Raw genomic sequence first — 12,151 nt, forward strand, 5'->3', positions numbered from 1 at the left:
AACGTGACACTGGATAATGTGGTCGCCATATACAGGGCTTTGGGATGCCCTGACATACAAAAACGCCAGTTTTTTTCTGGGGAATTTGTGGCGACTGAAGAAACCAGTGTAGCCTTTGATGCACTGCTTAGCAATGAAGGGGGTGGGCCTGCTCGCGTAACTGAGGCAGATTGTGATGGCGTTAACTTAATACTTAACAAGTATGACATTACAGTCGGTTCAAAAATTACGGCTAAGATTAGGTTAGCGGGAAACAGCCTTGAAAAATTTTACGCCTCCTATGGTGACTTTTTATCTTCCTCTTCCATCAAGCAAGGTAAGGTACCTGCTAACTTTTATATAATTGAAGGCGATGACTTCTTCAGTCCCGAAGGTAATATAGATAATGAAGCGCGCTTAGAACAGTTTAATGCATTATGTGAGGTTATACGCGGCTTGCAGGAGCTTGCTCATTATCATGATAAAGATGTTGTTGATGCTCAAAACAAGCTGGTGTTCCTAAGCGCTGAAGAAAATAAATCATGTCCAGTGGTCTTAGATATTTGCTTAAGGGAAGAGATGTTGACTGCTGATTTATCGGATATCAGTGTTTTGACATCTTTATTGAGTGATGAAGCGAAGCTGGAAGCGCATTATGAGCCAAGAAAAAGTATTTTTTATTCTTCACTTGTTGAGTTTGTTGCAGGGTTCTCCCCCGAAGTCGCGTTTTGTAAGCTGGTTGAGAACTGGCCGGATTTTACTGACGTTTATCAAAAAAATCATAGCACTTACCTGAGTGGCTTTGCTTTTCATAAAGCAAAGAAAGAGGTCGCGGAATCTGAGATTAAGCTCGCAGAGCAGCTTTCTAAAGTAACAAGTGAGCTGACTGGAAAGCTATTTTCAATCCCAGTGTCGGTTGCAGCTATTGTTGCAATGTTTCATAAAGACAGCTCGCTGGTTACTAATATGCTTGTTGTATTAGGTTTGGTGCTGACTGCCATACTGATTGTAGGGGTAGTGATTAACCAAAGGAATCAGCTGGAATCTGTAAAGCAAGCTAAAGAGATTGTTGAGCAATCGATTGAAGGTAAGAAGAGCAGCTACCCTGATGAGTTAAATGACCATATTGATAAAATGTCTAGACGGTTAGGTGACAATATTGCAACTGCTGGGCGATGGTTGTTTGTATTTCGTACGTTGGCTTGGGTGCCAGCGTTAATTGCGGTGGTGGTGTTTTACGCACAATACTCTAACGGTGCATTGATTCAGAATACGATTCGTTCTTACGGGATTCTTAGCTCTATGGTGAAGACATTCTGGTCATGGGCTGTTTCTTTGCTGTGATTAGGAATATAGTTCATATTAAAACTCTAGGAGAGAAACTTATACATGGCATTTTTTGAATAAGGCATAGACTAATGTGTGTTATATTGCTTTTGAAAACGTAAACAACGATATTTTGGATCGTCAGTAGCCTGTAGTTATGTATTTTCAATACATAAACTGTATTTCTTCAGACAAGATCTGACGTTTCGATAAAATCACCGGCTACGCCAAGATGCTTGGAAAACATCTTCTTAGCTTTCCTTGTGGTAACTTTTTTGCGGCCCCTTTACCTAAACGGTGCGCTATTTTAACCAAATTGAAAAAAGCAAAACTCTTGTCTGGAATTCCTACGTTAAGGATGGCCTGCCTTAATTTACTGAAGAGGACAACTCTTTCTCTCGCTCAATTAGAGTATCTATCATTGTCATGGCTCCTTTGCTTAAAACGTATCGGCTTTGACTAATTCGAAAGGCAAAGCCTCTCTTTTTGATGAACTCAAGTGCATCAATTGGCGTTTTCAATTTTAAAGCTTTAAATATTGCACTTGTTGTTTCTTCGTCTGCCAACGCTGCAACATCATTACCTGTAATTCCCTGCACAGGTTGGCCCAAGAATTCAAGCGGTTGCCCTCGCTGTGTCATGATTCGACTAATGAGTGTTAAGATCGCAATGATTTTTAAAGACGTTTCATCAAACACAGCATCTTCACTTTCGCTCTCAGCTATCAATTTAATAGAAAAAAATTCGCCTTCTTCATCATGAATGAGTTCATACCCCAAATGTCGGTATAGCTGAATGTAATGGTTTTCATGCTGGCGAATTTCAAGATAAATCTTGGACTCCACAAATTGCGCTTGTGAGGTCATATATTCCTTTCGATTAATAACACTACCGGTGTAGAAGGCACGATAAATGGTCTGCGACAATTTCTCATCAACCTCTAAAAATGTATTACGATCCATACTCATTTAACTTCCGTCTGTTGATTGCTTAACGAAACCAGATGACGCACCCTGTACTGGAGTTCGTATACATCATCTACCATCTTTTGATATTCATTTCTCAACTCCAGCTGATAGTTAGGTGAGTTGATAAGTCTAGACTGTACTTCGAATAGATCTGGCAATTTAAAATCCGGCCATTCCTGACTTAGCTCTTTATGAGCCAAGGCAAGGAAGTCTTTGTTTAGCGGCCAGTCAAAATTATCAACCCATCGTGCCAAGCGTTGAGAATACTGCAATTTCTTAGCAGCCTCTTTACTGATGCTTTCGGATAAAAGTACTTTTTCACTGTTTTCAGGGGCATAACTTTGGACACGGGTAGCCAATTCATTGAAAGCGACGTCTAAAAATGAGGGAGATTTTTCTGTCCTGAACGGAGCTATCCTGCCAAGGGCTGGGCACTGAACTGACACTTCCAATGACTTTAAATCAGACATATCAATGAATTTGTTACGCAGATCGCCCCCAAGCGTATTTTCAAAGGCAGCAAGAACTACCGAATATGCACGATCGATCGCGCTGTGCTCATGTAATGATTGTTGTGTTTTTTGCAGGTAGATACTGACCTGATTTGCGACTTGCTTGATTGGTGAAAATAAATCCAAGTACTGTACTTCGTAGCTCAACATCAAATATGCGCGACTCGTATCGTTTATCGTCTGAAAAAAAGAACGAAAATATCCTAGGGTAAGAAAAATACCATCCCCTTCCTCATAACGTGTATGCTTGTCAAGAAACACCTTCAACGGATCTATTTCTCTCTGATATAACTTAGCTGCCATGTTATAAGATTCACGCTTCACTTCCAGTTGTGAATAACCCTGAGGATCTGCTATCGCGGATTTTTCAAATTCAACACCAACATTTTGGAGCTTTGCAATATTTGCTCGGATTTTTCCCAGTAAGTCGCTTACTCGATATACCAAATCGTCCACCCACTCTAGGTAGTCATCAGTTCCTGGTGTCGTACTCAGCTTGCCGCGCTTAACCTGTCGCATCAAAGACCACAACGGTGTCATGGCTGCATTTAACGATACTTTTGTTAATGGACGGTACAGACTTACTCGGCATAATCGAAATACCTCAAACACGCTAGTATTGAATAATAACTTCGTTACTCCATCAACATTGCGGCGGTCATTGATGATCCGCGACTGTAGCAGATTATCCACATCAAACACTAAACTCACTTCATTTGCCTGTTCATCAGAAAGTTGATCCTTCAACGCTATTACAAATGAGTAAAAAACAGTCTCCGGGATAGCACCAGCATGATTAATGTCTGCAAATTCGATGGTTTTGAACATCACTTCACGATAACGCAGCAATCGCTGAAGTGTCTCCAGTGTACTAAACTGTTTATTAGTTATACTGCCTGCCATTTACGCCCCCTCAAAGGCAAGTTGAGTTGAGAGCCTACGGATGAACTCTTGCTCAGGAGAAAAGCACGTTTTAACCCGTTTTGGATCATAAGGTTCTGCTGTACTCATCTCATCCATGAACAGGTATTGCCCGAATGCATCAATTAGATCCGCACTTTTTCCATGAGTAGTCGCACCGATCAGTGTGTGGCCTTTTTCATTGAGAATTCGTGTCAGCGGTGGAATTTGTTCAGCGCTGACGGTGCCCACTTCATCCAGGATAAGTGGAAACGAAATAGCACTGATATCATCGCATAGCCGCTGGATGAATATTTCTGCAAAGTGCATATTAATCAGGATCTGTGTGGAAGTTGACTGTGCCTTTTCATCCCACATTTCCCCCGGCTTTTTAGTCATATAGCTGGCTTGTTTGATAATATTTTCCATGCGTAATTTGCCGTCTAAGCTATTTACCGCGTCGGAATGTAAAAACTCTTGGAGTCTGGCATACCAGCTTGCGGGCAAAGTTACTGCTGTATTCAAATCATCAAATTCTCGCCAACTAAGCACCAAGTCATCAAAGGATCCATTGAGCACAACTTTAAGTTTGACTGCCTCTAAGTCATTTATTGTTGCATTAGCCAGTTCCTCATTAATGCGCTGAACTGTCTGTTCTATTTTGATCTTTGTTTTGTCTAACCGTTCTAAGCGGTTGCGCAAGTAGCTGTTATGCAGGGCTGTATCTTTTTCTAGTTGGCTTTGTGACTGGTCAAGCGTTTGGAATTTTATAGAGAGAGTATCAAAACTCTTGCTAATCGCGGCTTGTGAGCGATTGTTTTCCATGATTCCATGCTCATCTTTTATTATCCCTTTTATACAAAACTGCACTAGCTGGGTATAAACGCTTTCTCTGGCGTCTTTGCTTCGTTCTAGCTTTTGACCATAGGTTTGAAGCTCTTCCGGAAGCGGAAGCTGAATGTTTTCTGGAGAATCTGTGGGCTTTAAAGATACAGTAAGATGCTGTACTCGTGGAAAACGCAAACAGTCGCTCTTGATTCTGTCGTTCAACCGTGAAATTTGTAAGCATAGCTCAGCACCTGTTTTGCGCTCCAACTCAGCTTTTTCATAGGCTTGTTGTGAGTTTTCTAAATCTTTAAGATTTTTTTCTTCCTCAGCCTCCTTCACCACCTTGATTTTATTTAGTTTTTCTAATTCTTCCAGAACTTCTTTTTTTCGTTGAAATGACAATTCAAAGCTTTTTAGCGTGTCCAAATCTGATTTAGTCAGGGTTATTTCTTTTTCTACTTTAGATACTTCCGATGCGTTATGCAGCGTGGAATTATCGTTAAGGCGTAATAACTCCTTTTCTTCACTGATATGGCTAATCAGCTGTGCGTCACAGTCAGAAATTTGCTCACTAATAGAGCACTCTGCAGTGTAAGCCGAAAGAGGAATATTTTCGTCAAAAAATTTAAGATGTGCTGGTTTCAATGTAAATAGTTGAAGGAATTTTGAAATGACTTGGATTTCATCTTCATTGAGCAAGCGCCCTGGGTTTGCGTTAACCAAAAGCGGATTGATCGCATACAGTTTTCTGACTTCGCTTTCGGCCAATTGAACCTTGATTGCTAAGGCTTGGTTAGCCTCTCGTTCTTTTAGCTTTTTGAGGTTGCCAGTTTCCCTCTGGATCAGCTCCTTCAGTTCGTCTAGCCTGATTTGACGTGCGTTGGCATCTTGATACTGAGTTAACTTTTCCATCCTTTCTTGAAGGTGCTCTTCTAAAGCATCGAGTACTTCAGATGTAGAAAGGCCTGGGTATGGCTGACAAATAAGTTCGCATTTTTCTAATATTGACTCACGCCGTTTTAGCTCTCTTTCACAGTTACCAATATCGTGCCGGTTTATCTTGAGTGTCTCTTCGCCCTCCTTTAACACTTTATCTGCTTCTTCATAGGCCGATTTTAACGGCTCCACTTTCTGACAAAGTAAACCGTGCTTCTGCTCATGATACTGTCTCAACGCGTCAACATTTATCATTAGCTGAGCGTAATCCAGTTCGTGTGTTTGTTGTGCTTTTTGAATTTCAAACTCTTTGGTTAATGCTTCAAAAGCAGGAATATTGGCTTTTAGCTGATCCAACTCAACCCGTTCGTTCTCCAGCCTGTCGTGATCATTAATAAGCTGTTTTACATCTACTTCCAGAGTTTGCGAGCCTTGCTCCTGAGAATCAATGGCAGTCGCCGTCATTAGTTGTAGGGATTTTCCGTCTTGGTTAAAGAGTAACTTGACCAACGCACGCAGAGACTCAATTGAGTTTTTTGACAAATCATGCAGCGGGTAAATTACAAATGGACACTCATCCGGATGCAAAACATCGATATTATATAACTGTTTTTTGAGCTCATCTATATTGCGAATAAGCGCCGTTGTTTTGTTGACTTCTTTCAACGCGCTAAACAAATTTTCCCCAGGGGGGGAGTCTGGTCTTCCACCACTTGTTCCTTTTGATTTGTCCCAAAACAAATGCGCGATATCCTCAAATGGAGACGCTATAAAAAGTCGGTTAAGCTTGTAGTTGTTACCAGCAGAAATAATCTGACAATGACGCCGTATTCCCCCCCCAATAAGCTTGTGCTCCACCTCTAGGATTAGCTTGCTATGAACCGACTGGAAGTAATAGTTTTTCACCTCATCCTTAGTGTAATACTCTTGTTCGGTCGTGCTCTCGGGAGTTTTAAAGGCAAATTTTTTATCACAATCATTTAGGTTAAGCTCAGGAAGCAAGAAAAAGCGCACTGCATTTACGATGCTTGTTTTCCCCCAGTTGCCTTTAGCTAATAGGACGAGGTTGCTATCCAGTGGAACCTCGACATAAGCAAAAGAAGCAGAATCAACGGCGATTATTCGTTTTAAATTTACAGAGAACCTATTATTCATATTCTTCTCCTAAGAATATTTCTTGCTCAATAAAACCCAACCCTTTAGAAAACAAAGAAGCTAGTTCGGCAAATTTCCAATGATGTGCCTTATCCAGTGCCTTTATAAATTGCTTCTGCTTGTCAGGTTTCTGGCAATAGCCGTGGTAACAGGCAAGGTTTGAAGGCATTGTGAATATTATTCTGTCGCCGAGTTGCTTCTGCAATGTTTCAAATATCTCTAACCCGGCCAAGTCGTAGTCTGGACAGTAATACACTTTTTCAAATTGTGATAAAAACCGCTGTGTTTGCTTGTGAGTGATAGCGTTACCTGAAGAAAAAATAATTAGCGATTCCACGCCAATATCTTCAAGTTCCATAGCAACAAGGAAGTCTTCACTGAACGTAAAACAGTCACTGTTCTCAATAAGAATAACCGGCGTTAAGTGGTCAAAATTGGACATTTCTTCCGGCGCTTTCTCAGGGGAGCACTCAATGGCAATATGGGTTTGAGCTTTTAGACCAAATTTCGCTGTGAGGTATGCAGAGTGTGCGCTATGACGATGAGAGTTGCCTTGTTTAGCCGCGTGTATGCGTGAGCGACTGGGAGCATACTTTGCCAGTAACTTATCAAATAAATCATGGTTGGAAATGCGTATAAAATATCGTTCCGGTCGAACAAATTCAGCCACGCCCAGAGAATCAAAATTTACATGCTCATTATTGAGTAGCGTTATAAAACGAGTTGCGTTTATAGGCCTACCGGACTCAATCGCTTTCAAATAAGGATACAAGTTCATTTTATGCCTCAGGGAAAAAATATTCGTTGATGTCGTCTGAATTCAAGACAACCAAAGGAAAGGCTTTTCCGGAAACTTTCTCAGGATCTTTAGCTATTCTGTAATACTGAATAGTGTAATCAACCAAAGCCCCGCGAGTACGTATTTTAAATGGTTTGTCATAGCCAAAATCATTGAGTACCAAATTTTGTTCTTCTTGAGTCAGTTCGGGGTGTGGGCCTATTTCAATGTCGACAAAAGTAAACCAAATAATATCTTGCTGAAAGCTGATGCTGGACTTTCCTTTTAGGTCTACCCTCATAATTCGGCCTAGGTTAAAGTCAGCAAAGCATTCCCGAGAATGACAATAAGCTCGGCAATGCCAGCGCAAACCATCATTAGCAATTGCGAATGGCGTTACCAGGCGGTTTTTTCCGAGAGGATTGGTGCGACTGCGATAATCAATCATCACTTCTTTTCCCATCCGGATAGCTTTAAATAGCAGCCTTGTTACTTCTGGGTTAGGAGACTGAATAGGAGTTAGGCCTTTTGAGAATGCCGATGAACCATATGTCTCTGATACGTATTGATTAGCGTTATGAAATATAAAGTCCACGTAGTCAGACCATTTAGGCCGAGTAAACTTTGGAGTGAACTTAGCGGTCGGTATGAATACTTTTTCAGGATCCTTACCATCGAATACAAGATTGTCAGGGTGAGCTTGACGATACAAAAGAATAGCTTTTGAGATCACATTTACATGCACACCGAAAAAACGGGATAAGCGTGTGGCATTTGTCCCGCCCTCCCAGTAAAGCATATACTCTAAAGCTTTAAACCTTTCAGTTTGTTGATTCGTAAATTCCGTCTTTGTATCCATCATTATTGTGTACACATTTTTTGTGTATACGATTTTCCGTTTATTTTGCAAATTTGTAAAGCTCTTTTAAATACCTGCTCAACAGCATGTTATTTTCTTTGGACTTTGCCCTACCTCTGACGGTCATGGAAGATTAAATAACATTGAAAGAATTGCTGTTTGTTTAGCGTACAGCGCAAACAGCAAGAAGGCTTTTGTCGTTCAATTCAATATCTCTGTAAAGCCAATTTCTTCTTATTACTCTAACCCCAATAGCAAGCAATATCCGTCTGGGGTATTTGAGCAGTAACCATTTAGCAAGACTGATAACATAATGCCGTTCAGCTAACGACCTCTGCTCAAAGGCGATTTTAGTTTTAATTAGTTCCCGTTCAGGTTGACCACACAAGTTACATATATAACTCTGTAAGTCTGGCGCTAGGCTTTTAGAGACGATCAAACGACATAATTGATGTAGCAATATCAGCCTATCAAAATCAAACTTCCCGCAGTTAACAAATTGCCTGTCTATCACTCTTAATTGTGCTGCCCAGCGTTCAAAAAGCACTTTGTTCCAAAAGCGTACATGATGGTTTGGAGATTGCCGTAAATCAAAGCCACACTTCCAACAACAAGCCATGTTCGCGTCTTTGTATATCCCGGGCTTTCCAAGTTCGCAACGATGAAAGGAAACACTAGCGCCACATTCAATGCATCGGTCATGCATTATTATTTGGTGATAAGGACAAAAAGTATAAAAGCCGACTCGCCATGAAAGTCGATAGTATGGTTCAGCCCCTTCAGCCAAGCATTTCGGGCAAAACTGCATACCATAACCGTTGTGAAGTCTGTGTTTAATTACTAATGGGCAGAGCCATCTAAGCTGGCCCGATAATGTAAGTTCGGGAAACAGACGTCCTTCAAAAAGTGAAAGCATGTGCTTTTCTAACTCTTCGCAGCTCACGCTCACTTTTTCGCTTATTTTACCCAACAGCCACTGTGGTATATGCCTATCAATGTCTCTGTTCCACAGTTGATAATTTGAGCCAAATTCTAGTCGGCAAAACGTTTGAAGTTTTAATCCATTGCTATGGGCACACCTGACTAGCCAAGAAGAGAGGCACTCTCCATTATAAGGTTTAGGGTGGGCTGGCCATAACTTACCTGACAGCATTTACGATACGCCATCTAGTCTACGTTTCCTTGCTGAGGGCGTGATCCAATCTAAATCATCCAGCACTTTTAAAGTGATTTGTTCTATTTTATTTTCAATCGCATACACCGCAGCGTTATTCAATATTTTGCTTAGCTCTCCGATATACCCCTCTGACATGGCAAATAGACAAGATGCTAGTTTATGCTCGTGTAATACCGATGGCTTTTTGAGTGGCAACATCCTCTCAAAGCTCGCTAACAGCCTTAAATACTCATTATCAAATTCCCACCTAGAAAGCATTACGGGTTCAAACCGATTAGCTAATTGCGGATCTGTTTGCAGTGCTCTAAATGCATCCTTGGTTCCTACCCCAACTATTGTAATTTGAAGCTCATTGCCCAAATATTTGAGAACATTTAAAAAAGCCCGTTGGCGATTAGTATTCCCCGCTAGAATATGATGAATTTCGTCAATCACTAATATCTTTAACCCAACATATCTAAGCAGTTTAATGACTTGAAACTGCTTTTTATCGACTCGCTCACTCGGTTTATAAGGTGCAAATAGCAATTCTAAAATCGAGTTATAAAAGCGGCCTTCGTCAGGAACAGGCGGTGCTTGAACGAACATAACAGGTGCCAATACCCCATCACCTTCGGGGTTGTCTTCGGCTGGGTGGTTTCGACAAAACTTTTTCACCAACATAGTTTTGCCATTATTAGTATCACCCACGATGAGTAAGTTGGGCATTCTTTCTGTTCGAGGATGTACCAGCAAATCCTCAAGCTTGTTTAATATGTTTTTCGCTTTGGAATAACCAATCCAGCGGTCTGAACGTATTTTTTCAATCCTGTGAGCATCATCTAAAGAGAGCATTCCTTTGGCACTGTCATTTAAGTGACTAAAATCGCTCATGACCATTCATCCATATCATCAAAGGGTTCAATATCTAGAGTTGGAACTGCTAGTTCGCTTGGTTGCTCCTGAATTGCTGGCATTGGGTTAGGCTTTTCTGCTTGGGTATGATTCTTTCGTCTCTGCCGTGATCGCTTTGCAGCTTTAGTTTTGTTAACTGCTTCCTGTTCTAGCTCTCGCATTCGCTCGTATGCCTCAAAAATCGTGTGTTCATTGATTTTGCCACCGGATTCTTCAACGCGCTTAAGGGCTTCTCGTAACTCCCAAATACTTATTGCTGGATGAGAGGTATCTCGGTAAGGAATTTGGTAATAAGACTTGAGCTCTGGGTCAAAAAACCAAATTAGGCTAATATCTCTGGGATCACGACGCACCATAAACTTACGCTTTCTCTTTGCATCTTGCGGATCAATCGCATTTATCCAAGGTCTTAAAACATCGTGGTAATAATAAATTTTATCTATCACAATGCCGTAATCTTGCACTGTGCGCATTTCAAAAGGCATTAGATCCAACTTAAGCTTTTCTTCATCTATTATTTTTGCTGGCAAACCTCTGCCTGGCATTTCACTATCGCCCAATATTCCTTGCTTATATCGAGCGAGTGGTGCCATACCTAACATTGAATGCTTCTTTTGGTGATATACATTAACAATGTAATCCGCAAGCCACTTTTCAAATTCAGATAGCGTTAAAGCTGCTGCTTTTTCTGAGTCATAATCACCTTTCTCTTTTGGATTTGCGAATGTAGAACCGGGTAAAGCGTGAACTTCTTTCGATAATGTGCCTAAAGCTCTTTCAACATGGGCCCCATAATTAGGTCTTGCTACCGGCCTCCACTCCAAATCCATCGAGTACTGACTACAAGCTCGTTTTAGCATGTTGCCCCTGAACTCTTTTGCATTGTCCGCGTGAATTTTGTCTGGTAACCCCCAAACAGGCCATTCTCCACTAACACCGAGTTTTGCTAACCATCTTTCTTTTGGCAAAATTGAGTGTGCGAGACATAACCCCGTTGTCATTGCACTCGGGGGATCAAACGATATATAAAACCCAGTCACCAATCTACTAAACACATCAAATGATAAAGTGATCCAAGGTCTTCCTATCGGCGCTCGGTAGTGATCATCCACTAAAATGATGTCTAGCTTTGTGTGGTCTATTTGCACCACCGCAAGTGGCCAATCCGCGCCAGGGAATTTACCCTCTATAGGTTTAAAGTCATTGTCTGATTTTTTACGTCCATGTCGCTTTCTTGACACTAGCTCTAGTGGTAACGCTTTAACTCGGTTCCTAACTGTATTGTCATGAGGTGGCGTAAGCCCTCTTTTTAAACATTGGGCTTTTACGGCATCAATAACCTTTCGAACAATTTTCTTCTGTTTGGTGAGGTATTCTGTTGCTATTGCTTCTTTAATTATCTCTTCTACTATTTGGTCGCCTTTAGTCGCTCCTTTATCACTTCTGGTCTTTGGTAACAACGAGGTAAGTAACCCTGAATCTTCATACAAGCGAAGCCATAAGTATACTGTGTTCACATGTAAGTCATGCGCTTGAGCTCTTTCAATAACGTGGTTTCTCGTACGCCCACCTTTATTAACCAAAGGCTTGATGATCTTGTATCTTTTATTGGCAACTTGCCATGCTTCTTCTGAAATAAGCATGAGCTCTTCGTCGCATTTGCGAGGTTCGACTTCAAGCGGAGGCTGCAATGATTCAGCTTTAGTTTCTAACGTCTCACCCGTTGACTCATCCACTAATACCACTTTAGACAGATTAAACACTTCAGCAATACGGTAGTTTTTACCTTCCCTTGAGACCTTTTTCCCTGGTTCTAATGCTAACGACTTATTCACTTCA

At 41.1% G+C, this 12,151-nt stretch carries 9 protein-coding genes; 1 reads left to right on the forward strand and 8 read right to left on the reverse strand.

Features of this window, described 5'->3' with window-relative positions:
• Positions 1–3: 3 nt before the first annotated feature.
• Positions 4–1,323, forward strand: coding sequence for a hypothetical protein (locus tag N477_RS07190; protein WP_063361829.1), 1,320 nt, complete (start codon positions 4–6; stop codon positions 1,321–1,323).
• Positions 1,324–1,673: 350 nt separating this feature from the next.
• Here the strand turns inward: N477_RS07190 and N477_RS07195 are convergent, their stop codons facing one another.
• The 8 genes from N477_RS07195 to N477_RS07230 form a co-directional block, all read right to left on the reverse strand.
• On the reverse strand, positions 1,674–2,273 hold the full coding sequence (locus N477_RS07195) for a condensin complex protein MksE (protein WP_063361830.1): 600 nt from the start codon (positions 2,271–2,273) through the stop codon (positions 1,674–1,676).
• A complete protein-coding gene (locus N477_RS07200; RefSeq protein WP_063361831.1) occupies positions 2,270–3,688 on the reverse strand; it encodes a hypothetical protein in 1,419 nt (472 codons plus the stop codon). Before N477_RS07200 ends, N477_RS07195 begins: the two co-directional genes overlap by 4 nt.
• Positions 3,689–6,604 (reverse strand): hypothetical protein, encoded by a 2,916-nt coding sequence (locus N477_RS07205; RefSeq protein WP_063361832.1) that lies wholly within the window; start codon positions 6,602–6,604, stop codon positions 3,689–3,691.
• On the reverse strand, positions 6,597–7,382 hold the full coding sequence (locus N477_RS07210; RefSeq protein ID WP_063361833.1) for a Wadjet anti-phage system protein JetD domain-containing protein: 786 nt from the start codon (positions 7,380–7,382) through the stop codon (positions 6,597–6,599). Before N477_RS07210 ends, N477_RS07205 begins: the two co-directional genes overlap by 8 nt.
• A 1-nt stretch (position 7,383) precedes the next feature.
• Positions 7,384–8,244 (reverse strand): WYL domain-containing protein, encoded by an 861-nt coding sequence (locus tag N477_RS07215; protein WP_063361834.1) that lies wholly within the window; start codon positions 8,242–8,244, stop codon positions 7,384–7,386.
• Between the two features lie 160 nt (positions 8,245–8,404).
• A complete protein-coding gene (locus tag N477_RS07220; protein ID WP_063361835.1) occupies positions 8,405–9,394 on the reverse strand; it encodes a TniQ family protein in 990 nt (329 codons plus the stop codon).
• Positions 9,395–10,291, reverse strand: coding sequence for a TniB family NTP-binding protein (locus N477_RS07225; protein WP_081216449.1), 897 nt, complete (start codon positions 10,289–10,291; stop codon positions 9,395–9,397).
• Positions 10,288–12,147, reverse strand: a complete 1,860-nt coding sequence (locus tag N477_RS07230) for a Mu transposase C-terminal domain-containing protein (protein WP_063361836.1) — start codon at positions 12,145–12,147, stop codon at positions 10,288–10,290. Before N477_RS07230 ends, N477_RS07225 begins: the two co-directional genes overlap by 4 nt.
• Positions 12,148–12,151 lie beyond the last annotated feature (4 nt).

The sequence above is a fragment of the Pseudoalteromonas luteoviolacea H33-S genome (assembly GCF_001625695.1).
Taxonomy (GTDB): Bacteria; Pseudomonadota; Gammaproteobacteria; order Enterobacterales; family Alteromonadaceae; genus Pseudoalteromonas; species Pseudoalteromonas luteoviolacea_B.